Origin of the sequence: Streptomyces sp. JJ66, assembly GCF_019303495.1 — a bacterium.
GTDB lineage: Bacteria > Actinomycetota > Actinomycetes > Streptomycetales > Streptomycetaceae > Streptomyces.
Map to the genome: position 1 here is coordinate 308,886 of NZ_JAEVFI010000001.1, position 25,925 is coordinate 334,810.

25 protein-coding genes and 1 riboswitch are annotated in these 25,925 nt (G+C 71.6%); of the genes, 14 read left to right on the forward strand and 11 right to left on the reverse strand.

The window, feature by feature from the left end; translation table 11 throughout:
- Positions 1 to 165 precede the first annotated feature (165 nt).
- The 5 genes from mmuM to JJV70_RS01300 all read right to left on the reverse strand — a co-directional run bounded on the left by mmuM (position 166) and on the right by JJV70_RS01300 (position 3,380).
- The gene (gene mmuM / locus JJV70_RS01280; RefSeq protein WP_219045606.1) at positions 166 to 1,077 is read right to left on the reverse strand and encodes a homocysteine S-methyltransferase; all 912 of its coding nucleotides are present in this window, start codon (positions 1,075 to 1,077) and stop codon (positions 166 to 168) included.
- Complete coding sequence (locus JJV70_RS01285) at positions 1,074 to 1,997, reverse strand: LLM class F420-dependent oxidoreductase (protein ID WP_219045607.1); 924 nt, start codon at positions 1,995 to 1,997, stop codon at positions 1,074 to 1,076. Before JJV70_RS01285 ends, mmuM begins: the two co-directional genes overlap by 4 nt.
- Before the next feature lie 57 nt (positions 1,998 to 2,054).
- On the reverse strand, positions 2,055 to 2,465 hold the full coding sequence (locus JJV70_RS01290; RefSeq protein WP_219045608.1) for a DUF6099 family protein: 411 nt from the start codon (positions 2,463 to 2,465) through the stop codon (positions 2,055 to 2,057).
- A 112-nt stretch (positions 2,466 to 2,577) separates the two neighbouring features.
- The gene (locus JJV70_RS01295; protein WP_308294626.1) at positions 2,578 to 2,970 is read right to left on the reverse strand and encodes a nucleotide pyrophosphohydrolase; all 393 of its coding nucleotides are present in this window, start codon (positions 2,968 to 2,970) and stop codon (positions 2,578 to 2,580) included.
- Between the two features lie 20 nt (positions 2,971 to 2,990).
- Positions 2,991 to 3,380, reverse strand: a complete 390-nt coding sequence (locus JJV70_RS01300; protein WP_219045609.1) for a cell division protein SepF — start codon at positions 3,378 to 3,380, stop codon at positions 2,991 to 2,993.
- A 382-nt stretch (positions 3,381 to 3,762) separates the two neighbouring features.
- Here JJV70_RS01300 and JJV70_RS01305 point away from each other — a divergent pair, with 382 nt between their 5' ends.
- The 8 genes from JJV70_RS01305 (at position 3,763) to JJV70_RS01340 (ending at position 10,421) form a co-directional block, all read left to right on the forward strand.
- Positions 3,763 to 4,239 carry a hypothetical protein gene (locus tag JJV70_RS01305; protein ID WP_219045610.1) on the forward strand — a complete coding sequence of 159 codons (477 nt, stop codon included), beginning with the start codon at positions 3,763 to 3,765 and terminating at the stop codon, positions 4,237 to 4,239.
- Positions 4,240 to 4,242: 3 nt separating this feature from the next.
- Positions 4,243 to 5,211 (forward strand): transcriptional regulator, encoded by a 969-nt coding sequence (locus JJV70_RS01310; RefSeq protein WP_257573125.1) that lies wholly within the window; start codon positions 4,243 to 4,245, stop codon positions 5,209 to 5,211.
- Positions 5,212 to 5,320: 109 nt separating this feature from the next.
- Complete coding sequence (locus JJV70_RS01315; protein ID WP_257573126.1) at positions 5,321 to 5,725, forward strand: roadblock/LC7 domain-containing protein; 405 nt, start codon at positions 5,321 to 5,323, stop codon at positions 5,723 to 5,725.
- A gap of 43 nt (positions 5,726 to 5,768) precedes the next feature.
- Positions 5,769 to 6,140, forward strand: a complete 372-nt coding sequence (locus tag JJV70_RS01320; RefSeq protein ID WP_219045611.1) for a hypothetical protein — start codon at positions 5,769 to 5,771, stop codon at positions 6,138 to 6,140.
- A 181-nt stretch (positions 6,141 to 6,321) separates the two neighbouring features.
- Positions 6,322 to 6,732, forward strand: a complete 411-nt coding sequence (locus tag JJV70_RS01325; protein WP_257573127.1) for a hypothetical protein — start codon at positions 6,322 to 6,324, stop codon at positions 6,730 to 6,732.
- Between the two features lie 555 nt (positions 6,733 to 7,287).
- Positions 7,288 to 7,445: riboswitch (cobalamin riboswitch) on the forward strand.
- Positions 7,446 to 7,474: 29 nt separating this feature from the next.
- Positions 7,475 to 8,527, forward strand: coding sequence for an ABC transporter substrate-binding protein (locus JJV70_RS01330; RefSeq protein ID WP_219045612.1), 1,053 nt, complete (start codon positions 7,475 to 7,477; stop codon positions 8,525 to 8,527).
- Complete coding sequence (locus JJV70_RS01335; protein WP_219045613.1) at positions 8,524 to 9,639, forward strand: iron ABC transporter permease; 1,116 nt, start codon at positions 8,524 to 8,526, stop codon at positions 9,637 to 9,639. The genes JJV70_RS01330 and JJV70_RS01335 overlap by 4 nt, the downstream gene beginning before the upstream one ends.
- Positions 9,636 to 10,421, forward strand: coding sequence for an ABC transporter ATP-binding protein (locus JJV70_RS01340; RefSeq protein ID WP_219045614.1), 786 nt, complete (start codon positions 9,636 to 9,638; stop codon positions 10,419 to 10,421). Before JJV70_RS01335 ends, JJV70_RS01340 begins: the two co-directional genes overlap by 4 nt.
- Positions 10,422 to 10,603: 182 nt before the next feature.
- Here the strand turns inward: JJV70_RS01340 and JJV70_RS01345 are convergent, their stop codons facing one another.
- The 6 genes from JJV70_RS01345 to JJV70_RS22360 form a co-directional block, all read right to left on the reverse strand.
- Complete coding sequence (locus tag JJV70_RS01345) at positions 10,604 to 12,046, reverse strand: DUF2252 domain-containing protein (protein WP_257573189.1); 1,443 nt, start codon at positions 12,044 to 12,046, stop codon at positions 10,604 to 10,606.
- A 71-nt stretch (positions 12,047 to 12,117) separates the two neighbouring features.
- Positions 12,118 to 13,566 (reverse strand): MFS transporter, encoded by a 1,449-nt coding sequence (locus JJV70_RS01350; protein ID WP_219045616.1) that lies wholly within the window; start codon positions 13,564 to 13,566, stop codon positions 12,118 to 12,120.
- Positions 13,567 to 14,680: 1,114 nt separating this feature from the next.
- Positions 14,681 to 15,610, reverse strand: coding sequence for a hypothetical protein (locus JJV70_RS01355; RefSeq protein ID WP_219045617.1), 930 nt, complete (start codon positions 15,608 to 15,610; stop codon positions 14,681 to 14,683).
- Positions 15,604 to 16,206 carry a phosphatase PAP2 family protein gene (locus tag JJV70_RS01360; RefSeq protein ID WP_219045618.1) on the reverse strand — a complete coding sequence of 201 codons (603 nt, stop codon included), beginning with the start codon at positions 16,204 to 16,206 and terminating at the stop codon, positions 15,604 to 15,606. The genes JJV70_RS01355 and JJV70_RS01360 overlap by 7 nt, the downstream gene beginning before the upstream one ends.
- 56 nt (positions 16,207 to 16,262) lie before the next feature.
- Positions 16,263 to 16,397: a hypothetical protein gene (locus tag JJV70_RS22355; protein ID WP_257573128.1), complete on the reverse strand. Its 135-nt coding sequence runs from the start codon at positions 16,395 to 16,397 to the stop codon at positions 16,263 to 16,265.
- Positions 16,398 to 16,455: 58 nt separating this feature from the next.
- The gene (locus JJV70_RS22360) at positions 16,456 to 17,997 is read right to left on the reverse strand and encodes a hypothetical protein (RefSeq protein ID WP_257573129.1); all 1,542 of its coding nucleotides are present in this window, start codon (positions 17,995 to 17,997) and stop codon (positions 16,456 to 16,458) included.
- A gap of 252 nt (positions 17,998 to 18,249) precedes the next feature.
- Between JJV70_RS22360 and JJV70_RS01370 the strand changes: the two genes are divergently transcribed.
- From JJV70_RS01370 to JJV70_RS01395, 6 genes are all read left to right on the forward strand, one after another.
- Entirely contained in the window at positions 18,250 to 19,281 is a 1,032-nt protein-coding gene (locus tag JJV70_RS01370; protein WP_257573130.1) for a TauD/TfdA family dioxygenase, read from the forward strand.
- Between the two features lie 121 nt (positions 19,282 to 19,402).
- The gene (locus JJV70_RS01375) at positions 19,403 to 20,320 is read left to right on the forward strand and encodes a farnesyl diphosphate synthase (protein WP_308294627.1); all 918 of its coding nucleotides are present in this window, start codon (positions 19,403 to 19,405) and stop codon (positions 20,318 to 20,320) included.
- On the forward strand, positions 20,317 to 21,426 hold the full coding sequence (locus tag JJV70_RS01380; RefSeq protein WP_219045619.1) for a Rieske 2Fe-2S domain-containing protein: 1,110 nt from the start codon (positions 20,317 to 20,319) through the stop codon (positions 21,424 to 21,426). The genes JJV70_RS01375 and JJV70_RS01380 overlap by 4 nt, the downstream gene beginning before the upstream one ends.
- Entirely contained in the window at positions 21,423 to 22,421 is a 999-nt protein-coding gene (locus JJV70_RS01385) for a Rieske 2Fe-2S domain-containing protein (RefSeq protein ID WP_219045620.1), read from the forward strand. The genes JJV70_RS01380 and JJV70_RS01385 overlap by 4 nt, the downstream gene beginning before the upstream one ends.
- Positions 22,422 to 22,476: 55 nt before the next feature.
- Positions 22,477 to 23,529, forward strand: a complete 1,053-nt coding sequence (locus JJV70_RS01390) for a Rieske 2Fe-2S domain-containing protein (protein WP_219045621.1) — start codon at positions 22,477 to 22,479, stop codon at positions 23,527 to 23,529.
- On the forward strand, positions 23,522 to 25,897 hold the full coding sequence (locus JJV70_RS01395) for a PEP/pyruvate-binding domain-containing protein (RefSeq protein ID WP_219045622.1): 2,376 nt from the start codon (positions 23,522 to 23,524) through the stop codon (positions 25,895 to 25,897). The genes JJV70_RS01390 and JJV70_RS01395 overlap by 8 nt, the downstream gene beginning before the upstream one ends.
- Positions 25,898 to 25,925: the final 28 nt, after the last annotated feature.

The following is a 25,925-nucleotide window of genomic DNA, read 5'->3' on the forward strand; positions in this document are numbered from 1 at the left end:
GCCCGCTCGCGTGGGCAGCGTGTGCCTTCGCAGAGGCACACGCTGCCTCGCGCCTCGCGCCCCGGGTCCGGGCACCCGTACCGGCACTCTGGCTACAGGCCCGGGGAACAGGAGGCGCCCCGGCGGGTACGCCCGCAGCGTGCAGCGCACGCAGGGCGCTGACGCCTATGCGCCGTGCTGCTCACCTAGCGCCGCGGCGACGCGGGCGATGCTCGCGGGGCCGACACGGCAGCAGCCGCCGACCAGGCGGGCGCCCGCCGCACGCCAGCGGGGTGCGAGCACCGGCTCGTAGGTCGCCGGGCCCCGCCAGGCGGCGCGAACCGCGTCCCAGCCCTCGCCGCTGTTGGGGTAGGCGACGGCGGGCTTGCCGGTGAGGGATGTGGCCAGCCGCACCGCGGGCTCGACCTCCCGCGGGTCGCAGCAGTTGACGCCGGTGGCCACCACCTGGTCCCGGCCCGCCACCAGCGCGAACGCCTCCGACAGGGGCTGCCCCGCACGGGTGTGGCCGCCCGCCACGGTGTAGCTCAGCCACACCGGCACGCCGCAGCCCTCCGCCGCGCGCAACAAGGCCTCCGCCTCCCGTACGTCCGGCACCGTCTCCAGGGCGAGCACGTCGGGTTCGGCCGCCGCCAGGGCTTCGATCCGGGGGCGGTGGAACGCCGTCAGCTCGGCCGTCGTCCGCCCGTACCGGCCCCGGTACTCGCTGCCGTCGGCCAGGACGGCGCCGTAGGGACCGACGGACGCGGCCACGTAGACCGTCCGCTGACCCGCGGCGGCCCGGGCGAGGTGGACGCTGCGTGCGAACAGCTCCGCTGCCTTGGCCCCCCGCACTCCCTTCCGGGCAAAGCCCTCGAACGACGCCTGGTAGCTGGCGGTGATCAGGACCCGCGCCCCCGCCGCGACGTACGCCGCGTGGGCGGCCTGAAGCTGCTCCGGCGCGTCGGCCAGCAGCCGGGCCGACCACAGTTCGTCGGTCAGGTCGCAGCCCTGGTCGGCGAGTTGGTTGGACAACCCGCCGTCCAGGACGAGGGCTCCGGCGGCCAGGGCCGCGTCCAGCGGGCGCGCGGGGCGGGTCATGCCAGCTGGGACTGGACCTGCGAGGAGATCAGCTCCAGGTGGTCCAGATCGCTCAGGTCCAGGATTTGCAGGTACACACGTGAAGTACCCGTCTCGGCGTACCGGCCGATCTTGTCCACGACCTCGGCCGGAGAACCGGCGAGCCCGTTGTGCTTGAGTTCGTCCACCTCCCGTCCGATGGCGGCGGCCCGGCGGGCTACCTCGGCGTCGTCCTTGCCCACACAGGCCACCAGTGCGCTGGAGTACACCAGTTCGTCCGGGTCTCGCCCCGCCTCGGTGGCAGCCGCCCGCACCCGGCCGAACTGGCGGGCGGTGTCCTCGACGGAGGCGAAGGGGATGTTGAATTCGTCGGCGTAGCGAGCGGCCAGGCGGGGCGTGCGGGTCGCGCCCAGCCCCCCGATGAGCACCGGCACCTTGGGCTGGGCGGGCTTGGGCAAGGCTGGCGAGTCGGCCAGCTGGTAGTGCCTGCCCGCGTAGCTGAAGGTCTCCCCGACCGGTGTGTTCCACAGGCCGGTGATGATCGCCAGCTGTTCCTCAAGACGGCTGAACTTCTCCTTCGGGAACGGGATGCCGTACGCGGTGTGCTCCGCCTCGAACCAGCCGGTGCCGAGTCCGAACTCCACCCGCCCCCCGGACATGGCGTCCACCTGGGCGGCCTGGATGGCCAGGACACCCGGCAGCCGGAAGGTGCCGGCGGTCATCAGGGTGCCAAGGCGGATACGGCTCGTCTCCCGGGCGAGCCCCGCGAGCGTGATCCACGCGTCGGTCGGGCCCGGCAGGCCGTCCGTGTCCCCCATCGCCAGGTAGTGGTCGGAGCGGAAGAAGGCGTCGAACCCCAGCTCCTCGGTGGCCTTGGCCACGGCGAGCAGCGTCTCGTAGTCGGCCCCCTGCTGGGGCTCGGTGAAGATGCGCAGATCCATAGTGCCCATGGTGTCAGCCGGGTGCCGGGCGGTGGGTACGCGCTGACCGGCGCGGCGCTACGGCAGGCTGGCCAGGAGAGCCGTGGTGGACGTGGTGGTGTCGCCTGTGGCGTCCAGAGCTTCCAGGCAGTGCCAGTAAAGAGCCTCCTCCTCAGTCTGGGCCGCCACCTCGGTGAGCGTGGCGGCCAGTTCGTCCAGCAGCTCCGCCAGCTCACACAGTGTGCGCCGGGGGTCGCGTACGGCGGTGAGGCGGGCGGCGCGGGCCTCGGCCAGACCTGCTGGCCGCACGCCGGTGGCGTGCAGCGCGCCCGCCGCCGCGCGGGCCTCGGGTGGGCCGCACCGGGCCAGCAGACCGCCCACCGCCTGGGCGAGAGCCTGCGCCTGCCAGGCTTCCGCCACCACCTGGGTGCCGTCCCCACACCGGGCGAGCGCTGCCCGGTTCGCGCTGATGATCCGTACCGCATCCATCGGTCCTCTCCGTGCGCCGCGTGCTGTCGTGGCTCCACGGTGGCCCGGCGCAAAGGCGGGCGCCAGCGCCTGCTGGAAACGGTGGATAACGTGCGGGTTGTGGAAAACTCCCTCACCCGGCGGAGGGACGTCCCGCGCCGCCAGCGGGGTCCCGGCCGGCCCCGCCAGCGGGGCGGGGGCCGGGCGCCGGGAAGCGGTGGGCGTTGCGGTCGATCTTCGCGTCCAGGGCCGCCAGTGCGTCTACCCCCAGTGCCTCGCAGAACTGCAGCAGGTAGGCGAGTACGTCGGCCACCTCGTCCCGGACCCGGGCGGCCCGGTCCGGCTCGGACATCACCGCGGCCGATTCCTCCGCGGTACGCCACTGGAAGATCTCCAGCAGTTCGCCCGCCTCCACGTTCAGCGCGGCGGCCAGGTTCTTCGGGTTGTGGTACCGCCCCCAGTCGCGGGCCGCGGCGAACTCCGCCAGCCGCCGCTGCCGCGCCGCCAGTTCACCTGGTTCGCCCACCGGTGGCCGACTCCGTTCGCTCACCGGTCGCTGACCTCCGTGCCCGCGGGCGTGACCAGGAAGACGTCGGTGTCCACACGGTGCATGCCGCCGCCGAGACCGAACACCACGCCGCTGGCGAAGTCCAAAACGCGCCGCCCCACCTCGCCCTCTACCGCGCTCAGGTCGAGCAACACCGGGATCAGGGTCATCAGGTGCTCGGCGACGACGCGGGCGTCCGAGAAGGACTGCACCCGGACGACGACCAACTGCCGAGCGTCCTCCAGCGCTTCCGCGCCAATGTCCGCACCAGCCGGGGTCGGCAGGTGCGGAACGGTTTCCCACGCGTCCCAGGTGTGTTCGCCACGCAGCGGCACAACCTCGGCCAGGCCCTCCCACGACGCGTCCGTGGCGTCACTCGATATCCGCATCCCGCGAGTGTAGGAACAATCGCCGCGTTCCCGCGCAGAGCCCCGGCGTGTCGCGCGGGAACGAGGAGTTGGCCCTCCACACCGTCCTCCCCCGGACCTGGGCGCCCCCTGACCTGTGGCCATACCGCCGCCGCGTTTCGCGCCCGCGGGTATCCGGAAAGACTCGGGCGAGGGTCCGTCCCGCTCGCCTGCCGGTGCGAGCGAGCGAGAACGAGACCGAAGGCGGGGCACATGCCAGGTGGGCATGCCGGGCGCACTATAGAGGATCCTGGCGGTTCCCGGAGCAGTACCGGGAAAACCGCCCGAACGAGCGGCACGGTCCGTAACGTCACCCTCACCTCCGGTTCCAGTCGGGTGCCGGAGGGAAGGGGAGAGGACTGGCGTGCCCGGAATCGACGAGTGCCTGCTCACGGTTATGGCACTGCCCGGAGCCCGGGGTGCGGCGGTGGTCGACTGGACGAGCGGACTGCCGCTGGGAACCATCGGCGCCGCCGTCTCCGGCGATCACGAGGCGACCGCCGCGGACACCGCGGAGCTGGCCCGGATGGCCGCGGAGCAGCTGACGCTGACCGCACCGGACGACACGGCGGACACGGCCACGGGCGCGGACGTGGGTGCCGGTTCCGGAACCGGTGTGGCCCAGCCCGCCGACACGGCGGCGCGTGAAGCACCGCCGGTCACGTTGCCCGTCGAGGACGTCATCGTCACCGCACGCGACGGCTACCACCTGTTGCGGTACGTCGAGACGGCGTTCGACAGCAGCGTGCTGCTGCATCTGTGGCTGGACCGGCGCGAGGGCAACCTGGCCCTGGCCCGGCTCCGCCTCGGCGAGCTCGCCCGCGCCCTGGTTCTGGACTGAACGATGGCCCCCATACCTCCGCCGCCCCGCCGGGGCGCGCCCCGCCACGCGGCGTCACGCTCCGACCGCGCCCCGGCCGGCACCGCGCACACCGCCACCCCGCGCCCCGCCGACCCGGTGGGCACCGCTCCCCCGGCCCCCGGCCCCACGCCCGGCACTCCCGTGCCCGACGCTCCCGCGCTCGACCGTCTGCTGTGGGACCTCGCCGCTGAGCGGGCCTCCGGCGCCCTGGTCAGCCCGGCCGGTGCGTTGTACCTGCTCGACGGCCAGGTGGCGCATGCGGAGAGTCCGGCGGCCCCGGGTCTGGGCATCCTCTTGGTCCGCGCGGGCCGTCTGGACGCGCACGCCTGGCGGCACGCCCTCGACGTCAGCGGCCCGGACCGCTCCGTCGCCCACCATCTGCTCTCCGCCGCCCAGCTGACGCGCGGCGAACTGGAACTCGGTCACCTCGCCACCCTGCTGGACGCCGCCTACTGCGTGCGGGCCGCCGGCGACCTGGCGTGCCGCTTCCACGCCGGTGCCCGGCACTGGCTGGGCCCGGTGCGCAGCGTCCCCGTGCCCGTGCTGCACAGTGAGCTGCGGCGAAGGGCAAGGCTGTTGCACCGGATCTGGCCGCACCGCCAGCTCGACTCGGCCCCGCTGCGCCGTACCCACCGGGCCACCGCGACGGCGTCCGCCCCGGCCCGCCTGCGCCCCCGCGAGCGCGACGTGCTGCGGCTCGCCGACGGCACGCACACCGCCGTGGACATCGCCGCCGCGCTCGCCCGGCAGACCTACCGCACGCTGGTGGACGTCCGCAGGCTCGCCGCCGCCGGACTGGTGGAGACGCCTACCCCGGCGCCCGGGACCCCCCAGCCCCCGTTGCCGCCCCGGCCCGGCGCCGCACCGGCGCCGCCACACCGACGCCCACCCGAAGCACCGGACACCGCGACCCTGCGCCGCATCCGTGACGCCCTGGAGGCCCGCCTGTGAGCCCACGCCCACCCCTTACACCGTCACCGACCTGCCGTACCCCGCCGCCGACGAGTACGCCGTCATGAGGCGTGCCCTGCGGCCGGTGCGCACTCAAGGGAGACCGCCGATGCCCCCGCAACCCGCCCTGCCCCCGCGCCGGCCTCGTCCCGAACTCCTGGACGAGCTGACCCGGTTGCGCACCCGACTGCCGCAGGTCACCGGCGCGCTGGCGGCCAGTGCCGACGGGCTGGTGCTCGCCGAGGACACCGCACGGCTGGACACCGAGTCGCTGGCCGCGATCACCGCGGCGGCACTCGGCGTGGCGGTACGGCTGGCCGACGTCACTGGCCACGGCGCCTTCCGGGAACTGGTCGTGCGGGCCGAGAGCGGCTACGTCGCCACCTACGCCGCTGGCCGCACCGCCGTCCTCACCGTGCTCGCCGAACCGCGCGCCAACGTCGGCCGCATCCATCTGGAGGCCCGCCGCGCGGGCTCCCGCATCGGCTCCCTCCTCGAACCCGCCTCCTCCTGACCCGACCACGTAACCCACCCGACCCATCCGAAGGGACACCACCATGGCGAACACCGAGACCACGCTCAAAGAGGCGATGACGACGATCGACGGGGTGATTGGCGTCGCCCTCGTCGACTACGGCAGCGGCATGGCGCTCGGCACCCTGGGCGGCGGCAAGGAGCTGGACCTTGGCGTCGCCGCCGCCGGGAACACCGACGTCGTCCGCGCCAAAGTCCGCACGATGGAACACCTGGGCCTGAACGACGAGATCGAGGACATCCTGATCACCCTCGGCAGCCAGTACCACCTGATCCGCCTCCTCAGGCGCCGCGACGCCGGCCTGTTCCTCTACCTCGCGCTGGACCGCACTCGTGCGAACCTCGCCATGGCCCGCCACCAGCTCCGGCGTGTCGAAGCGGACCTGGAGGTGTGAGCCCAGGGGTGACCGGAGTGCCCCGCACCGGCTGACCGCCGTGGCCGAAGGCCCACGCCAGGCCCCCACGCCGCCACCCACGCCAGGCCGCCCGCCCGGGTCACCCGCGCCGGGCGGTTCGGCCGGACGGGATCGCGAGGAGTCGGCCCCGGGGGCGTGCGGGGTCGGCTACCGTGGCGGCATGAGCGCGCGTGAGAGCCGACCGGAGAGCCGGTGGCCGCTGCCGCCGGCCTGGATGTGGGCCTGTCAGGAGTGCACCGACCGCTATCGGGTAATGAAGGACACCCAGGAGGCGTCGGAGGAGTACGCGCGTCAGTGCGGCCCCGGCGTCGATACGGACCCGCTGGACTCGGTGGTCTCCAGCCAGATCCGCCTCGCGCGGCACTTGGCTGACGCGCACGGGGACCACCTTCCCGGCTGGGACCCGGCGTGCTCCGTGTGTGCCTCACACCAGAAGTCGATCGCGCGGGAGGAGCGGGAGGCGGAGCGGTCGGAGGACGGCGAGCTGCGCGTCGCCGCGATGGTCCGCCTCGGTGGCGAGCACCGCGCTCGCCATGTCTTCGCCCCGCCGAGCGTCGTCCAGGTGTACTGACGCGCACGGGCCGCCCGTCCGGAAGGGCGGCCCCGCGTGGCGATCCTGGGCGCAGCGCCCGCCAGTCCTGCACGAGCTACGCCTCGTCATGGCCTGGCGGCACCCACCCCGGACCGGTGCCGACGCTCCGCTCCAGGCCGCCGGTGAGTTCCTTCAAGCGTCGCCCGCGTCCCGGGGCCGCTCGCGTACCCGTCTGTGCGGCCCCGGGAGAGCGGCGCCTCGCCGCTTCAGCACGGGTGGGCGCAGGCGTCGAAACGGCACCGTGCCGATGCGACCCTCACGGGGACAGCCACCGCACCGGCCGGTCCAGAGGCGGTCTGTCGCGGCGCGGCTGGCTGCACGGTGACCTCGTGGGCTGGGTCGGCGGTGCGGACCGCGCGCGAGGCTTCGGCCGACGCGGGTGCGGCGGCGCGCTACATCCGGGCGGACATGCTGGATTACGCGGAGCCGGAGGGGTTCGACGTTGTACTGAACATGTTCGCCTCTTCGGCTACTTCGCGGACCCGACCGGGGGGCGCGCGTCCTGAGACGTGCGCCCTATTGCGGCACGGTTGCAGGAACGTACTATCACCAGGTCATCACCGCGACGGGAACCAGGAAGCCGGTGTGAGTCCGGCACGGTCCCGCCACTGTGACCGGGAGGTGCCGCCCCCGCAGCCGCTGGGGCCCCGTCGTCCGGGAGTCAGAGACTGGCCGGTCGCGGGCTCGTTCCGAGGAGCGCGGACTCCCCAGGAGGCTTCACGTGTACGACGGCACCACCCGTCCTTCTGCTGCCCTGCCCGCACCCACACCCCGCGCCCGCCACCTGCGCGGCGCGGCGCTGGCGCTGGCCACCGCCTTGACCACCACCGTGCTCGCCGGATGCGGCGACGGCACGCGGGACAGCGCCGAGGAGCGGCCCGCCCAGGCCACGGCCGAAGGCTTCCCGGTCACCATCGACAATTGCGGCGTCACGACGACGTATGAGGAGCCGCCCTCCCGGGCGGTCACCATCCACCAGCACCCCGCCGAACTCATGCTGGCCCTCGGCCTGGAGGACCGGATGATCGGCACCGCCTTCCCGGACTCGGCCGTTCTGCCCGAGCACCAGGAGGCGTACGAGGCCATACCGGAACTGGCCGAGAAGGAGCCGTCGTTCGAGTCCATCCTGGAGGCCGAGCCGGACTTCGTCTACGGCGGCTACGGCAGTGCCTTCGCCGAGGACGCGGGCCGCTCGCGCGACGCGTTCGCCGACGCGGGCATCGACACCCACCTCAACCGCGAGTACTGCGGTGAGGGCGAGGTGTCGATGGAGGACGCCTACGACGAGATCCGCACCCTCGGCACGATCTTCGGCGTCCAGGAGCGGGCGGAGGAGGTGGTGGCCGACCTTGAGCACCGCATCAGCGAGACGACCGGAGCGGTCGAAGAGGCGCCCAAGGTGCCGGTGTTCGTGTACGACAGCGGCGACAAGTCGGCGTTCACCGCCGGGGGCCAGGGCCTGGGCACCGAGATCATCCATCTGGCCGGCGGGCGCAACGTCTTCGCCGACCTCGACGAGGTTTTCGGCGACGTCTCCTGGGAGCAGGTCATCGCCCGCAAACCCGAGGTCATCGCGCTCTACGACTACCGGGGAGCCGGGAGCGTGGCGGAGAAGAAGGAGGTCCTGCTCTCCCAGCCCGCGCTGGCCGACGTGCCCGCCGTCAAGAACGAGCGGTTCGTCGTGCTGCCGCTGACCGCGACCCTGGTCGGCGTCCGGCCGCCGCACGCCGTGGAGGATCTCGCGCGCGGTCTGCACCCCGAGCGCTTCCGGTGACGCTGCCCACCGAGGCCGACGCCCCGGCGCCGACAGCCGTCGCCCCGCCCGGTCGCCCGCTGGCCCGGCGGCGGCGCGGCTACCCGCTGGCGCTGCTGGTCCTGGGCGCGCTGCTGGCCGCCTCCCTCACGGCAGGACTGGGCATCGGTTCGGTGTCCGTGCCGCCCGGCGAGGTGTGGGGCATCATCGGGCACGGTCTGGGCGTGGACTGGTCGCAGCCGGTGTGGTCCCCGGCGCGCGAGACGATCGTGTGGGACGTGCGGGCTCCGCGCGTGCTGCTGGGCGCGGTGACCGGAGCCGGGCTCGCGGTCGTGGGCGCGGCCATGCAGGCGCTGGTGCGCAACCCGCTGGCCGAGCCGTACCTGCTGGGCGTGTCCTCGGGCGCGTCGCTGGGCGCCGTCCTGGTGATCGTCTCCGGCGTCAGCCTGTTCGGCACGGTGTCGCTGTCGGTGGCCGCGTTCGCGGGGGCGCTGCTCGCACTGCTGTTGGTCTACAGCACGGCGCGCACGGGCGGGCGGATCACCTCGACGCGGCTGATCCTGTCCGGCGTCGCGATCGCGGCGGTGCTCACCGCCGTGATGAACCTGGTGCTGCTCACCGCCGAGCGCGGCAACGAGGCCCGTACGGTGCTCTCCTGGACGCTCGGCGGGCTGGGCGGCGTCCAGTGGGACACCCTGTGGCTGCCCGCCGCCGCGCTGCTGGCGGGTCTGGCGGTGCTGCTGGTGCAGTCCCGGTCGCTGAACCTGCTGCTGACGGGCGAGGAGTCGGCCACCACGCTGGGGCTGGACGTCGCCCGGTTCCGCGCGCGGATGTTCGTGCTGCTGTCGCTGGTGACCGGTGTGCTGGTGGCCTCGGCCGGGCCGATCGGTTTCGTCGGGCTGATGCTGCCGCACCTGGTGCGGCTGTTCGTCGGCGGCGACCACCGCCGCGTCCTGCCGACGGCGGCGCTGGGCGGTGCGGTGTTCCTGATCTGGGCCGACGTCGCCGCCCGGACGATCGCCGCGCCGATGGAGATACCGGTCGGCGTGCTGACCGCGCTGTGCGGCGGGCCGTTCTTTCTGTGGCTGCTGCGCCGGGACGCCCGGCGCAGCACGGACCGGGGGTTGGGATGAGCCCGGCCGAACTGGGCGTCGAGCACGTCACCCTGCGCGCGGGGGTTCATGCCCTGGTCCGCGACGTCTCGCTGACGGCCCGCCCTGGCGAGGTGGTCGGGCTGGTGGGCCCTAACGGCAGCGGCAAGTCCTCGCTGCTGCGGGCCGTCTACCGTGTCCTGCGCCCGGAGGCCGGGCACGTCCGGGTGGACGGCGCCGACGCCTGGTCGCTGCCGGTGCGGCGGCTCGCGCGCACCCTGGCCGCCGTGGTGCAGGAGCCGGGAGCGGACTTCGACCTGCGAGTGCGGGACGTCGTCGCGATGGGCCGCACACCGCACAAGCGGCTGCTCGACGGCGACACCGAGGAGGACGCGCGGCTGGTCGCCTCGGCGCTGGAGTCGGTGGACGCCACGGAACTCGCCGGGCGGAGCTTCAGTCAGCTCTCCGGTGGCGAGCGGCAGCGCGTGCTCATCGCCCGCGCGCTGGCGCAGCAGCCGTCCCTGATGGTGCTCGACGAGCCGACCAACCACCTGGACGTACGGCACCAGTTGGAGGTGCTTGGCATCCTGCGCCGGCTGCCCGCCACGGTGCTGGTGGCCCTGCACGACCTCAACCTGGCCGCCTACTACTGCGACCGCCTGTACGTCCTGTGCGACGGCGAGGTGACGGCGTCCGGCCCGCCCGGTGAGGTGCTGACGCCAAAGCTGCTGTCCGAGGTGTACGGGGTGGCGAGCGAGGTGGCGGTGCACCCGCTCACCGGAGCCCCGCACGTCACTTTCCTACCCCGCCAGACGCACGCCTGACGCGCTGCCCAGCCGGTGGGGTCGGGCGAAGTGGACGGGCGGGCCGCTCACTCGTGGTCGTGCGCCGGGGACGCGGGTGCCTGGGGCGCGGGGCGGGGCCGTCCGCCGTCGTGCCCGGAGACGACGACGGCGAGGGGGCACCACGGCAATACCGCACCGCACGAGGTGAGTACCGCCTGCGGTCACACGCCCTGTTCCGCCGCCAGCCGTCCGGTGCGGATGGCCGTCAGCAGCGCGGCGTGGTCGGCCTCGGTACGGTCCGCGTAGGCGACGGCGAACGCCGCCACCGCCTCGTCCAGATCCTCGTTCTTCCCGCAGTATCCGGCCAGCAACCGCGGGTCGGCGCTGTGCGCGTGGGCACGGGCCAGCAGCGCGCCGGTCATGCGGCCATAGTCGTCGAGCTGGCCCGGCTCCAGCGCGGCGGGGTCCACGCTGCCCTTGCGGTTGCGGAACTGCCGCACCTGGTACGGGCGACCGTCCACCGTCGTCCAGCCCAGCAGCACGTCGCTGACGACCTGCATCCGGCGCTGTCCTGACACCACCCGCTGGCCCTCGTGCGCCGCCCCGGGCGCCGCGAAGCCCGCCTCGGGCAGGTGCGGCGCGAGCACGGACTGCCGCGCCTCCTTCACCTGGAGCACCAGCGGCTCACCCCGGTGATCCAGCAGCAGGACCACGTACGACCGCGTTCCCACGCTGCCGGTCCCCACCACCCGGAAGGCGACATCCTGGATGGCGTACCGGGCGAGCAGCGGGCGCAGTTCCTCCGGGACGGTCTCGACGTACGGGCCGAGGCCGTGGGCGACGGCGGCGGCCTCGGCGTCCGGCACCCGGCGCAGCACCGGCAGCGCGTCCACGAACCGCAGGCCGCCCCCCGGGCACGGACGGGTGGACTTCGCGGCGAAACGCGCGCTGGTGTTGCCGAGCGCTTTGCGGGACACCCGTTCCAGCGTGCCGAGCAGGTCGTGGGCGTCGGCGTGGGAGACCAGCTCCTCGTCGGCGATGGCGTTCCACGCGTCCAGCGCGGGCAGCCGGGCCAGCATCCGCAGCGTGCGCCGGTACGCCCCCACCGCGTCGAAGGCGGCGGTGCGGCAGGCGTCCTCACCGGCACCGGCCGTCCGCCCGGCGAGCACGAGCGAGGTGGCCAGCCGCTTGAGATCCCACTCCCAGGGGCCGACGGCGGTCTCGTCGAAGTCGTTGAGGTCGATCACCAGGGAGCCGCGCGCGTCCCCGTACAGGCCGAAGTTGCCCGCGTGCGCGTCACCGCACAGCTGGGCCGCCACCCCGGTGACCGGGGTGGCGGCCAGGTCGTGGGCCATCAGCCCCGCCGAGCCGCGCAGGAACGCGAACGGCGAGGCCGCCATCCGTCCGACCCGGATCGGCCGCAGCCCCGGCACCCGGCCGCGGCTGGACTCCTCCACCGCGGCCACGGCGTCCGGGCGCCGCCCGTCCAGCACGCGCTGGCCCAGCGTGCCGTGCGCCGAGCGTGGCACCCGCTCCCGCAGCGCCTGCCCGGCCCGCTTCGGCGACTCCACTCCCCTGCTGTCGCCGCCCACCGCGAACCCGGCCACTCGCGGGATGCGGCCCGCCGAGCGCTGCTCCGGCAGCTCCTGCCGCGTCTCCACCATGCCCATGCCCCTCCTGCGTCGCGCGTACCGCCCCGACAGTACCGCCGCGTCTTCGGGGAAGTCCGCCCGGATCACCGGGGTCTACGGGTGCGCAGGTCGATGAGGGCGACGAGGAGCGCGGCGAGGACGAAGCCCACCGAGACACTCAGGCTGACCCGGAACGCCGTCGCCCAGTCCTGGTCCGTCGAGGCAAGCTGGGCGAAGAACACGCTTCCGGTGACCGCGATGCCCGCCGCCGAGCCGATGCGCTGCCCGGTTTGCAGCACGCCCGCCGCGCTGCCGCCCTGCTCCGGGGGGACGGAGGCCAGCGTGAGGGTCTGATTCGGGGCGATCACGAACCCGCCCCCCAGCCCGGCCAGCAGCAGCGGGGCAGCGACGGCCAGCCCCACAAACTCCCCATCAGCCACGGACACCGCGACCACCACCAGGCTCAGGCCACCGGTCACGCCCAGCAAGGCACCAACCACCAGCGCCCGGCCATAGCGTGTGACGAGCCGGCCGCTGAAGACGGCAGCGAGCGCGGACCCCAGTGCGAAGGGCGTGACCGACAAACCCGCTTCCAGCGCGCTGTACCCCAGCCCGGCCTGAAGGTAGAGCGTGAAGACGAAGAAGATCGAGGTGAACCCGGCGAAGTAGGCGAGCATCAGCAACGAACCCAGGGTGTAGGAGCGGAGCCGGAACAGCCGCAGGTCCACCAGCGGTTGCGCGCGGCGGGCGTGGACTCGCTCCCACTGCGCGAAGAGCAGGAGTACCAGGAGCGCGGCCGGGGTGAGCAGCCACTTCCCCGCACCCTCCCACTGCCGTTCCTGGACGAGCGGGAGCAGCGCCAGTCCGACGCCCAGCCCCAGCAGCACCACCCCGAGCGGGTCGAGGTCGCGGGCACACGGCCGGGTCGCGTCCGTCGGGCCGGGCAGCAGCCGGCCCGCCAGCACCAGGGCCACCAGGCACACCGGCAGGTTGACGAAGAAGATCCACCGCCAGCCGTGCCCGGGGCCGGCGAGGGCGATGATGCCGCCGCCCAGCACCGGGCCAACGGCGGTGGACACACCGATCACCGCGCTGTACATGCCGAACGCCCGGCCCCGCTCCGCTCCCCGGAACAGCTGCTGGATCAGTGCGGACACTTGCGGCGCGACGATGCCGCCAGCCAGCCCCTGCATCAGCCGCGCGGCGACCAGCCAGGTTGGGTTCTGCGCGAACCCGCACAGAGCACTGGCCGCGGCGAACAGCGTCAGTCCGGTCATGAACAGCAGCCGCCGCCCGCGCGCATCCCCCAGCCGTCCGGCCGGCACGAGCAGCAGCCCGAAGGCCAGCGCGTACCCGGCCACGACCCACTGGATGGCCCCGGCGCTCGCCGTCAGGCCAGCGCGGATCGAGGGCAGCGCGACGTTGACAATGGACACGTCCAGCAGCGTGATGAAGCCAGCCAGCAGACATACGGCCAGCGCTTTCCAGCGGCGCGGGTCGGGCTGCTCGGAGGCGGGGGCCGCAGTCGCCCCGGAATCACGCTGGTAGCTCACCCCTGTGCACCGTACCCGCTTCCGGCCCCCTCACCCGCCCCGCCCCGCCCCGCGAGTATGCGGGTGACCGCCCTTGCCCCGGAAAGCCTCGTGCGCGCCCCGAGGCGAGAACGCCCGCGAATCCCGGGTGCACCCCCGCCTCATTCCGCACACCCGCGAAACCGCAGTTCAGGAGCCCTTCGCGGCCGGTTCAAGGATCGCGACGCACTCCACGTGGTGCGTCATCGGGAAGATGTGGACACCCGAGTTAGGCAACAAAGTTCCAGGTCAGGGCCACTTTACCTCTGCGCTCCAGGAGGCCGTGCGTCAAACGAGCGTCACGAGCGCCAGCCTGCGTCACAGGTTGTCGTGCCGTTCCGGTGAGTCACCATACAGAAGCACTTTGTCCAGGCTAGCGGAAACGAGTATGGCGCCGCTGGCTACAGCCCGTGCGTAGACCAGCGGCAGGCGTTCGGCCGGGATCACGCGGTGGTCGATCTGGCAGGCGTGGCGCACAGCGCGTGCGGCCCAATCCGCATCCTCGCCCAGGGGATGGCGGCCGGCGGCCGTCACTGCTATGACCGGTGCTCCCACTCAGCGAGGCAGAACAGTGCCGTGGAGTCGAAGCCGCCCGACAGTTCGCTGCTGACTCTCGTTCGCCCCGTGCATGCTGCCGGACCGAAAGGCTGAGGGCTTCCCGTACCCGATCCGCGCCGACAGCCAGCGTGCTGCCTCGGTGCCGGCGGGCCACCAACTCTCGACCCGCCTCTATCGCCCGTTGCTCAGGACGAGAGACAGTGCCCCTGTGGGACTGTCTCGGTACCGCGCCACAGCCCACGCTCGGGTACGGGATGGGGCACGGGCTCCAGCAGCCGGAGCGCCAGCGCGGTTCGATCCAGCGGTGCCCCTGTCAGCCGTGCGAGCGTGCGGACCCGGTCGCTTGCCCAGATATGACCGACATGCTCTGCGTAGGACACCTGGTGTGTCGGCTCGAAGGGAAGGCACCCGACAGCCGCCGTAGGATGGCGTCCCGTCATATGGTGTAGGGAATCTTGGCTGGGGAGTACCTCTACGCCAACCGAGTGGCGACCACCGCTTTCACATGACCGGCACCGGCACCGGCGCATTGCGCTGCTCATGCTGTGTGTCCTCTCCTCTTGCGAAGCAGTGGGGAGACGATGAACAGTCGGGGCTGTCCACGCCCATACGCCGCTGCTGCGAGCGCACCGACGGCAAGGGCTGCGCCGATGGCAGCCTTCTTGCGCGAGCTTTTGCCAGCGGACCGGGAAGGGGACGCGGGGGCTGGTGGCTGGGTGATCATCCGGGGATATGGCCCCACGGCCGCCGTATAGCGGCGTCGGCAGACCTGCGCGACCCGTGCACGCCGCGCGGGTGGCAGTGCGGAGAGGCGGTCCATGAACATCGACTCGTACCGGTCGACCTCGCGGCGCAGCTCCGCGGCGGCCGCGTCGCCGAAGAGTTCCACGAAGGCGGTGTAGACGTTCAAGGTGCCCAAGGCGACGTCCTGTTCGTAATGCCCGAGGTCGTTCGCGATGTCCGCGAGCACTTCCACCGGCCAGAGCAGGTCTCGGGTCGCTGGGTCCATCGACCCTCCGCGCAGGGCGAAGGTCATGGCACGCAGCAGGCGTACGTCGGTGGGCCTCAGTTCGACCAAGGCCAGGGCGTCCTGACGGGTGACGGTGCCGCGCGACGTGGTGGCGTTCTCCAAGCGGATGAACCGCTCAGCCTCGTCGACCAGGAAGGCCACGTCCTCGTTCCATGCCCCCAGGGCCCGCAGCACCTTCTCGAAAGCCTTCTTGTACGTATGGAACGCCTCGTAGTCGCTGTTGCGCTCGGCGTCGAGGTCAACCGACGTGTTGCGTTCGGCCAGGGAGTCGACGCGGTAGACCAGGTACTCGACGCCGAGCAGCACCGGCGTGAGACGTAAACGCTGCCAGCGCGGCACCTCGTCCACGATGTAGTACATCCGCAGCACGTAGTCCCGTGTGATGCCCACCGCCTTCCCCAGCGGGGTAGACGCCAGGTGTGCCAAACCGTTCACCATGTTTCCTTTCCGGAGATATCCAAGGAACGGACGTCGACACGCCAGGCGACCGCGAAGCCGACCACGAGCCCCAGCAGGACGCCTCCCACGACGTCGACGGCGTGGTGGGCGTCTGCCAGCACGCGGGAGACGCCGACAGCCGCCACGAGGGTCGAGCCCAGGCCCACCCACAGCCACCACACTGGCGTGCTGGTACGCAGCACGACCAGGAGCACCATGAGAATCAGCGTCGCGGAGGCCATGTGCCCGGACGGGAAGCTGTACCCGGGAGGGGGGAGAGTACCGTCGACCGGCGGCGGCATCGGCCGTCCCACCAACGCTTCGAGCGCCTTCTCTGCCGCGAACTGCACGGTCAGGCCGGCGAGCACCCACATTGCGGCGCCGGGTCGGCGACGGCACAGCAGTAGGCCGAGGACCGTGAGCATGCCTGCCCCCAACAGGGCCGAGCCCACCGTGTCGGCCGGCCCGTCGGCGCCGAACCAGGAGCCGGCCAACGTCCCGAAGGCGCGGTCCGCGAATGCACGGGCGTTGCCGTCGAACGCGCTCACTGCGTCGTTCCCGGACGCCACCAGCGCGCTCAGCGTGGCGAGCGCCATCGTCGCGACTGTCGATCCGAGAAGATGCCGGGAGGCGGTCCCGGCTCCGGTGCCGGTCACGCCGTGGGCTCGCCGGGGGTATGCGCGGTCAGGTCGGCGTCGCCGGGCTTCCTGGTGGTGACGACCTTGTAGCGGTAGTCCCGGCGTGTTTCCTCGAAGTGGTCGACGGCCTGTTGGCGGGGCGCGTTCACGACCGTTCCCTTCTGTCGTCCGAGCACGGACGACAGCCCTGGTGCGAAGCGGAGATTCTCAGAGCCGGCGCCAAGGCGACATGCCGGCGGCCTTGATGGAGCGGTGGAGCAGGACGCAGTAGGCGACGTCAAGCAGAAACGTCCATCCGTACATGACGTTGATCAGCGGCGTCAGCGGATACGAACGGCTGCCCAACGACGTCCGCGTGAAATCAGACCAGCTCGTGGGCCAGGTCTGCTTCGGTGACGTGGTGACGGTGAGGGCCGTGGCGATCCAGGCACACAGCGTGCCCAGCCATTTGCCGATGGCAATGTACATCGACTGGCCCGCGGGCGAGCCGCGGTCCTCCAGCATCTTGAGGTACAGGATGGACATCATGAGGTTGATGCCGAATCCGGTGTACTCCCCATCGGGATCCGCCAGGTCGATGAACGCATGGTAGTTGACCGACAGGGCGGCAGCCACGCACACCCCGAAGAGTGGCCGGAAGTAACGGCCGAGCGCGCTGTTCGGGAACTGGGCCGCGCCGTACTTCCACACCTGCCAGGCGATCACCGCGTCGACCAGGAAACCGAAGATGCTCGCAGTGTGGAAGTAGTCGCCCAACGGGTCGAGGAGGAAGCCATAGGCGAACTCCCAGGTCAGATTGGCGAAGAAGGCGACGAGCGGCACACCGTACGTCTGGTCGGCGAATCCCCGGTAGACGATCGCCACGTAGGCCACCAGCCATCCGACCGCGCAGAGCATGCCGAACAGGACGACGGCGCTCGAGACCCCTTCAACCGCGCCCTCCTCCTCATGCCGGTCGGCCGCCGGTTCCGGGAAGGCGTCTCGGAGCGGGGCGCAGTGGAGCGTGAAGGCACGCTCGAGCCGCTCCCGGTCCGCCGCGCCCACCGATCGTAATCCCGCCTCGAACTGTGCTTCGAAGTGGGCGACTTCCTCGCGAAGTCGCTCCGGGGCGGCGTCGCCGTAGGCGTCGACGAAGGCAGCGTAGAGGTTGGTGCGTTTGATCGGACGGGTGGCACCGGCGTACTGCTTCAGATCCCATGCGAGGTAGGCCAGGGTCTCGGCGGGCCGCATCGTCTCGCGGAGCTCCTCGTCACCGTCGCGATCCCACGGCCGGCCGAGGTCGCGAACGAGGCGCAGTTCGCTGGGAGTCAACTCCAGGAGCCGCCGGAGTCGTTCCGGTTTCGCCACGCCATGGCGAACCTCGAATTCCACTTCGGCGAGTTCCGTGACGTCCCGACGGGCGCGCGCACCGTCGGGGATGCGCGCGCAAAGGCCGGCCAGCGCCTTCTCGATGCCTGCATCCCGAAGCCCTGCCAGGTATCCGGACAGATTCCCCCCGACGGGTTCCGGGGCAAGCTCCGCGAGGCGAGCGCGTTTCACCGTGAAGGCGAGATATCGCGCCGTCAACCGTACCGGCGTGGCCTTGAGTCGCTGCTTCAGGGACGAACCGAGGACGGGATCGTGCAAGCCCTCACTGATGGCGATCTCGATGCCGCGCCGAATCGGTGGGGCCACTTGGGTGACGGCCGAAGCCAACAACCGCTTGGCCCGCTGGGACGCCGCCGTCCTCAGGTTGCGCATCATGCTCAATCCAGCCTCCTAGAGCCGTTCCCCACACAGTGCGTCCAATCCGTGGACGTTCAACTGCCTTACCAGAATGACTTGTTCAGACAGCACTCACTTGACCGGGTGATGAACATGGTGTACCATCACAATCGCTCGCGCCGCCAGACGTACTCGCAAGATTGATACACAGGCTGTGTTTCATTTGGCACGAACTCCGCCCGTCCTGTGTCGCTTCTCCAGGTTCCGGCCACGTCCGACCAAATCACGGGGGATTACATGGATGATGGCGCCTTAGGGCACTCTTCGTCGATTTTAAGGTATGCGCTGTCGGCTGAAGAGGCCGATGGCCTATGTACGGTAGCTCAGACTGCACTGGCCGCTCAGGGTTCTCCTGCGAAGTCCCCTTTCTATGAGGGCCTGGAAGAACATGTCCATCGAATACCGGAGTCGATTTGCCCGGTATTGAAGGAATTCAAAGACTCGTCCTCGCTGGGCGCACTGCGGATCTCAGGGGTGCGCGTCGACCCCGACCGGTGCGGGCCCACGCCGGCCTCCTGGCAGGAAGCCGTCGACGACCGCCGCCAGGAGCTGGAGGAGGCGCAGCTGGCCCTGCTGGCCTCCGGTCTGGGCGAAGTCTTCGCGTGGCCGACCCTCCAGCGCGGCAGGATGGTGCAGAACCTCCTCCCGGTCGAGAGCGACAGGGAGCAGCAGAGCGGCCATGGCTCGGTCGCCCTGGACTGGCACACCGAGGACGGCTTTCACGAGGACAGGTGCCGCTATCTGGCACTCCTCGGCGTCAGGAACCTCGATCGGGTGCCGACCACGCTCGGCACGGTCAACGACCTGCGGCTGACCGGGGAACACCGGTCCGTACTCAGCGAGCGGCGCTTCCGCATCCGGCCTGACCTGGAACATCTGCGTCAGCTGGCCACGTTCGCCCCCGACAGCGAGATGCTCCGGCGTGCGCGCGAGATGCACGAGAACCCGGAGCCGGCCGCCCTCCTCTTCGGCGATGCCGAGGCCCCCTTCCTGCGGATCGACGCACCCTACACGACCGCGCCGGCTGGTGACGACGAGGCCGCCGAGGCGCTGGCTGCGATCGTCGACGAGCTCACCCGTGCCCAGCGGGACGTAGTGGTCGGCGAGGGTGACGTGCTGATCGTGGACAACTACCGTGCCGTGCACGGCCGCCGGGCCTTCGAGCCACGGTTCGACGGTACGGACCGCTGGCTGAAGCGCATGAGCGTGGCCGGCAGGCGTCTGCCCAAGGCGACCGCAGGCCCGGACGCGCGCGTACTGGCGATCTGAGCAGGCCCGTCGCACAGCGATCAATCCGCCGTCAACCTCCGTTTTTCATCGCCGCTGATCTGCGCCGTGGCCATTTCGTCCGGCGACCGGTTCGGCGTATCCACGGGGAGAGTGAGCGCTCGTGTCTTTCGCGATTGACAACGCAAAAATGGAAACTGACCTTCCGGTTCCGATGGAAGAACTCCGTCGCCAGGTCAACGAGAAGCTGCGCTCCTCTGTTGACTCGGTGGAGCCGCCTCAACTGCGTAAGGCCATGGCCTATTCGCTGCTGGCCGACGGGAAGCGCATCCGGCCGACTCTATGCCTGTTGACCTACGAGATATTCGACACCGACGTCTCGATCGCGCTTCCCACCGCCTGCGGCCTGGAAATGCTGCACACGGCTTCGCTCATCCATGACGACCTGCCGTCCATGGACGATGATGATTTCCGCCGCGGCAGCCCTTCCAATCACCGGGTGTTCGGTGAGGGTATGGCCCTGCTGGCGGGTGACGCACTGCTTGCCTATGCGCTGGAGTTCATACTCCGGAACTCCGGCTCACTGCGTCCGGAGATACTGCTGGCCGTCATGGCCAAACTGATCGAGGTGGTCGGCCCGTCGGGGCTGTCCGGCGGTCAGGCGATCGACCTCTACTGCCAGGGACGCGACGATGTCGCCCCGTGGACCGTGGAGGAGATGCACATCAAAAAGACCGGCGCACTCATCGAGGCGTCCGTGGTCACGGGGGCGATTCTGGGAGGGGCGCCGCAGGGCGACATTTCCCGGCTCACCACGTATGCACGGAATCTCGGGCTCGCCTATCAGATCGTCGACGACATTCTTGACGAGACGTCCAACTTCGACGAGTTCGGCAAGGAGGTCGGCCAGGACCGGGCCGCGGGCAAGTGGACGTACCCCCGGCTGGTGGGGGTGGAGGAGGCACGCGAGCGGGTACGCGGGCTTCTCACGCGGGCGGTGGCGGAGCTCGACGGATTCGGCGAGCGCGCGTCGATGCTCCGCTGGGCCGCCGAGGTGGTCCGTGGCCGGGTGGCGGCGTGATCGGCGCGGACGGCTCCCGGGAAGAGCTCCAGACCGTCTCCGCCCCGGCTGCTCCCCCGAACCCCGCCGGGGCGAACATCGCCGCCTCCTGGTATGCCGCGATCAAGAGCTCCCGCCTGGGCAAGGGGCCGCACCAGATGCGGCTGTTCGGGCGCGAGGTCGTGCTGTGGCGCGACCGGAAGGGGGTGGCGCGGTGCGTGGCCGCGCACTGCCCGCACCAGGGTGCCAACCTCGGCCTGGGGGACGTCGTCAAGGGCGAACTGCGCTGCCCCTTCCACCACTGGCGGTTCGACGGGAACGGCGTCTGCTCCGCGATCCCCGGTCTCTCGCGTCCCCCGACGACGGCCCGGATCAGCTCCTACCCCACCCGCGAGGCGTACGGGTTCGTCTGGGTCTGGTACGGCACCGCCGAACCCCTTTTCGAGCTGCCGGAGTTCCCGGCCCTGACCGAAAGACCCCGCCGGTACCTCGGGTTCACCTATGACGACGGGACCAGCGGGACGGTCCGCCAACTGCTGGAGAACGCGGTCGACCACCAGCACTTCAGCGCTCTGCACGGACTGGCCCTGGAAGAGGTCGATTTCCGCGTGCTGGCCAAGCAGTCCGAGGCGGCGGACAACGGCCCACCGCTGACGCGGGACGACGCCTGGTTCGGCGTGTGGTTCTCCGGCCGGCCGTGGCGGCCACCGCTGCGCCGCTCGCCTCTGGGCTGGATCACCGGCGTCGTCTCCACGTTCGCAATGGGCCGCCACATGCAACTGCTGGTCGACGGGTGGCCGGGCGGCCAGCGCTTCACGGCGTACGTCGACGGCACCGAGGTCTACAAAGTGATCATGGGCATTGTCCCCGAGGGGGACCGGGCCACTCGGCAGGTCGGCTGGGCCGGGGTGCGCCGCACCGGCAGCTGGCACCGAACCCTCTTCAACTACGTCCTGTTCTGGGTCCAAAACCGGGCGGGGACCTTCCAGGACGTACCCGTCTACGACTCGACCCGCAACGCCCAGCCCACCGTCTACGTGCGCTACGACAACGGGCTGCTCCGGTTCCGCCGCTACTACCAGTCATGGGTCGACCGCGCCACGGACGAAGGAAAGGCCGTCAAATGAGTCTCGCGCCGGTACGGGGACAGCCGCCCCGCGATCTCGAACCCCCGCGCGATCTGGCACGTGGCTGGTACGTGGCCGAGCGTTCCCTCCTGGTGGGACGACGGCCCCGGGCTGCCGTAGTGGCCGGACAGGAGGTGGTGCTCTGGCGCGCGGGAGACGGCGCGGCCGTCGTGATGGACCGCTTCTGTCCTCATCAGGGAGCCGCTCTGGAACTGGGGCGGGTGGTGGACGGAGAGCTGCGGTGCACGTTCCACCACTGGCGGTTCGACGGCAACGGGACCTGTGTGGCCGCCCCCGCGACCCGGCGGGTGCCGCGCGGTGCCTCGGCCCGGGTGCACCCCTCCTGGGAAGGACTCGGCTACGTCTGGACCTGGGTGGGCTCGGCGGTCCCCGAGTACCCGCCGCCGGACTTCCCGCACCTGGCCCGTCGATCCCCGGCCCACCGGCGCTACCGGTTCGCCTTCGACACCCCCGCGCCGGCACGCCGTGTGCTGGAGAACGGATTCGACGTGCCCCACTTCCCGGTGGTCCACGGAATCTCCGACGATCTGCGGCTCACCTGGGACTCCGAAATGGACCGGCACACGCTCGCGGCGCGCATCACCACGGAATCGATCAGCCTGCCGGCTCCACTCGACCGGCGGCGCGGTCTGGGGCGGCTCTGTCTTCACCTGCGCTCGACGCCGTCGTACCAGGTACTGACGTTCGAGCTCGACGACCGCCCGGTGGCGCACGAGTTGCTCGCCGTGACGCCGGTGGCGCAGGGCCGCACCACGATGCACGGCTGGACCGTCATGCCGCGGGGCGGCGGTCTGCTCGGCTCGTCTCCGGTCTTCTGGGGCTACCGGCTCCAGCACTGGTGGGGGACGCGGGCGGATCTGCGTATCTACCGGGACGCCGAGGAGACCGACGGTTCGATCAACACGGCCGACGACGTGGGTGTGTTGCGGTTCCGTCAGTTCCACCGCCGTTGGACCGGGCGGGGGAACAAGTGAGCGACTGGTCAAGGCCGTCGCGAGACGACGGCGGTAGTGTTCGGGAGGGGACAGGATGAGACACAGGACGTCTGAGCGGCTGGCCGCGTCGGCTCGGCCCGTCACGAACCTCGCCTCGGGCTGGTACGTCGCGCTGTCCTCGGCGGAGCTGCGTCGTCGGCCGCGCCGGATCACTCTCTTTGGCAACACCTACGTGGGCTGGCGCGGCGAGAACGGCCAGGCCCGTGTACAGAGCGCCGTCTGCCCGCACGCGGGGGCCGCCCTGCACGGCGGCAAGGTGGTCGACGGCACGCTCGAATGCCCCTTCCATCGCTGGCGGTTCGACGAATCCGGGGCGTGCGTCTTCGTGCCGGGGCGCCGCCCGCCGGCGCGGGCCGCCGTCGCCACGCTGCCCACCCGTGAACGCTCGGGCTATGTGTGGGCGTGGTACGGCAGCAGGACGCCCCGTTACGAGCCACCGGACCTGCCGGGCCTCGAAGCGCGGCGGTTCCCGGGCGTACGCAGTTTCCGGCTGGCGGACCCGACCCGGGCGACAACCCGGCGGATCCTGGAGAACACCTACGATCCGGACCACCTGGTGGCCTTGCACGGGCTGACGGTGACCGGCGAGGCCCGGATCGTGTTTCCGGACGGGCGCGAGAGGGCAGTGGGTGACGGAGCGCCGGACGACGGGCCGTCGGAACGCTGCGACGCGACCCTGACCTGGTCGGCATACCGGGGCGCACTGGGCACCCTGTCGAACGCGTTCGGGCTCAACGCGCGCGAGTTCACCCTGCGGATGCGCGGCTGGGCGAGCTGCCAGGAGATCGAGTACTACGCGGACGGCCGACGCCTGTACCGGATGATCCTGGCCGTCACCCCGGTCGGGGAGCACCACAGCATCCAGCACATCAGCGCCGCCGTCGACCCCGACGGAGCGGGGGCCCTGGGGTGGCTGCGTTCGCTCGTGCACCGAGCGGAAGTGCAGGTGGCCGCCCGTCAGGACCTGCCGGTCTTCGACACCTTGCTGCCAGGGGACCGGCACGGCATCTACGTGCCCGGTGACGAGGGCGTGCGGCGCTTCCGGCGTTTCTATCAGCAGTGGGTGGAAGTGGCAGAGCATGGCTGAGGGCGTGGTGAGCCTGACCGAGGCCGCGGGCCTACCCGTCGAACGGGTCGGGGGCAAGGCCAAGGGGCTGGGCCGGCTGATGGCGGCGGGTTTTCCCGTCCCCCCAGGGTTCTGTCTCCCGGTGGAAGTCTTCACCCCCGCGGCGGGCCTGGAGGAGGACGGGGAGAGCGCCGGCGGGTCGGGGCTGCGCGACGACGCGGTCGCTCAGCTACGGGACTGCTGGGAGGCCCTGCCCGCCCCGTACGGAGTCGCCGTACGTTCGTCGGCCACCAGCGAGGATGGTGCGGCGGGCAGTGCCGCCGGCCAGTACGAGAGCGTGCTCGGCGTCCGCACCTTCGAAGAGCTGCTGACGGCCGTCGGCCGCTGCCAACGCTCCCGGCACTCCGCCGCCGCCGGGGTCTACCGAGGCCGGATCGGCCTCGCCGAGCAGGTCCCGGCGATGGCCGTCGTGGTCCAGGCGATGGTGGTTCCCGACTGGGCCGGGGCGCTCTTCACCGCGGAGGCCCCGGTCGCCGACGGCGACCACCTGGTCCACGTGGAGGCGGTCGAGGGGCTCGGCGCGCAGCTCGTGGACGGGAGGGTGGACCCGCACCGGGTGGCGTTCTCCCGGAAAGAGCCGCACGCGCCCGTGTTCAGCACCGCGTTCGCGCAGCGGATGGGCGAGACGGACGGGAGCGGGGGCCCACTGCGCTCACTGGTCCGCACGGCTCTGGCGGTGGAGCGGGCGCTGGGCGCACCGCAGGACATCGAGTGGGCGCTGGACGACGCCGGACTGCACCTGCTGCAGGCTCGCCCGATCACCGCCGCCGTCCCGCAGCCGACGCAGTTCGGCGACTGGGCGAGCGAGGTCCCCGGTGCGCGGTGGGCCCGGATGAGCATCTGCGACTCATGGCTGTCCGATCCGCTCTCCCCTCTCTTCGCCACCACCCTGTTCCCGGCGCTCATCGACCGGTGGGCGACCAACTGGGGCGGTCCGCACAGACTGCGCGCGCGCAGCCCGCTGATCCCGGAGCCGATGCACGGGACCGTGAACGGGTTCGCCTATCTGCGCTTCGACTTCCCCCTCTCCCGGTATCCGCTGCGCACCCTGCGACTCATCGCGCGATGGCTGTCCTTCCACCTCTCGCCGGTGGAACGGCTCTGGCGGCACGAGGTACTGCCCGCGCTCCGGGCCGGTTTGGACCGGGCACGGGACACGCCCCTCGAAAGCCTGACACCTGCCGAGGTGCTGCGACGGATCCGGACCATCGAGGACCTCAGCGCCCGCTACTGGGCGGTGATCGGCGGCCTCGCCTGGCACTGGAACACCAGCGAGTGGCTGCTGGGGGTGGTATTGGCACGCGGCGGCCGGCACACCGCCGGGCTCACGACCGGATCCCTGCTCGTGGGCGACGACCGGCTCGCCCACCAGGCCGACCGCGCCCTGGACCGGGTCGCCGCGGCCACCCCGGAGGACGAGGAAGAACTGCTGCAGGAGTACCTGCGGCGCTTCGGGCACCTGGTGTACAGCCTCGACCCGGCCGAACCCACCGCGGTCGACGACCCTTCCATGCTCCGTTCGGTGATCGCCGGCCGCCGCGGCGGCGGCGACCCGAGCGCCCTGGCACCGGCATCGAGCCCCGGCGGAGCCCCGGGTCTCCGGCTCGGACGTGGTCCGGTCGGGGGGCTGCGGCGCGGGGTCCACCGGTGGGCGAACCACTGGAGCGGAGTACGGGACGAGGCCCTTCACTCCTTCACGCTTGGCTGGCCGTTCATGCGGGCCGGATATCTCGAACTCGGCCGCCGATTGGTCCTCGCCGGCCTGCTCGACGCCGACGACGACGTGTTCTACCTGACCGGTGAGGAGCTCAGCGGCTGGGTGAACGCCGGTGTGATCGACCCGCGGTGGCGCGAACTGGTGCGTGAGCGCCGACTGCGGCGCCAGCGACAGCGGCGGCTCGATCCGCCCGATGTGGTCCCCGCCGACGCTCGGATCACGCTCTTCGGGTCCGACATCACCTCCTTGGCGCTGTTCGGGACCAAGCGGGGGGAGAACAAGGGAGACGGGCTGAGCGGATCGGCGGTGAGCCCGGGGAGCTACACGGGCCGGGCCCGGGTGATCCACGAGTTCGCGGACGCGGGCACGCTGGAGAAGGGGGAGGTCCTCGTCGTACGCCAGATGACGCCGGCCTGGGCGCCGCTGCTGGCCCGGGCCGGCGCGGTGGTGGCCGACGTCGGGGGCGCGCTGTCCCACGGCTCGGTGGTGGCGCGCGAGTACGGCATCCCGGCGGTGATGGGCGTGCGGACCGCGACCTCGCGGATCGGAACCGGGGACATGCTGGCCGTGGACGGCGACGCAGGGACCGTGAGGTTGCGGAGCGAACCGTGACCCGGACCGAGTCCCCGCCGAAGATCAC

Bases quoted from the DNA above. Each gene is read 5' to 3' on its own strand.
- JJV70_RS01390 (WP_219045621.1), top strand. From the start codon at position 22,477: ATGAGACACAGGACGTCTGAGCGGCTGGCCGCGTCGGCTCGGCCCGTC.
- JJV70_RS01315 (WP_257573126.1), top strand. From the start codon at position 5,321: ATGCCCCCGCAACCCGCCCTGCCCCCGCGCCGGCCTCGTCCCGAACTC.
- mmuM (WP_219045606.1), bottom strand. From the start codon at position 1,077: ATGACCCGCCCCGCGCGCCCGCTGGACGCGGCCCTGGCCGCCGGAGCC.
- JJV70_RS01360 (WP_219045618.1), bottom strand. From the start codon at position 16,206: ATGGCGCTCGCCACGCTGAGCGCGCTGGTGGCGTCCGGGAACGACGCA.
- JJV70_RS01285 (WP_219045607.1), bottom strand. From the start codon at position 1,997: ATGGATCTGCGCATCTTCACCGAGCCCCAGCAGGGGGCCGACTACGAG.
- JJV70_RS01290 (WP_219045608.1), bottom strand. From the start codon at position 2,465: ATGGATGCGGTACGGATCATCAGCGCGAACCGGGCAGCGCTCGCCCGG.
- JJV70_RS01320 (WP_219045611.1), top strand. From the start codon at position 5,769: ATGGCGAACACCGAGACCACGCTCAAAGAGGCGATGACGACGATCGAC.
- JJV70_RS01325 (WP_257573127.1), top strand. From the start codon at position 6,322: ATGAGCGCGCGTGAGAGCCGACCGGAGAGCCGGTGGCCGCTGCCGCCG.
- JJV70_RS01300 (WP_219045609.1), bottom strand. From the start codon at position 3,380: ATGCGGATATCGAGTGACGCCACGGACGCGTCGTGGGAGGGCCTGGCC.
- JJV70_RS01340 (WP_219045614.1), top strand. From the start codon at position 9,636: ATGAGCCCGGCCGAACTGGGCGTCGAGCACGTCACCCTGCGCGCGGGG.
- JJV70_RS01355 (WP_219045617.1), bottom strand. From the start codon at position 15,610: ATGGTGAACGGTTTGGCACACCTGGCGTCTACCCCGCTGGGGAAGGCG.
- JJV70_RS01395 (WP_219045622.1), top strand. From the start codon at position 23,522: ATGGCTGAGGGCGTGGTGAGCCTGACCGAGGCCGCGGGCCTACCCGTC.
- JJV70_RS01385 (WP_219045620.1), top strand. From the start codon at position 21,423: ATGAGTCTCGCGCCGGTACGGGGACAGCCGCCCCGCGATCTCGAACCC.
- JJV70_RS01345 (WP_257573189.1), bottom strand. From the start codon at position 12,046: ATGGTGGAGACGCGGCAGGAGCTGCCGGAGCAGCGCTCGGCGGGCCGC.
- JJV70_RS01310 (WP_257573125.1), top strand. From the start codon at position 4,243: ATGGCCCCCATACCTCCGCCGCCCCGCCGGGGCGCGCCCCGCCACGCG.
- JJV70_RS01370 (WP_257573130.1), top strand. From the start codon at position 18,250: ATGGATGATGGCGCCTTAGGGCACTCTTCGTCGATTTTAAGGTATGCG.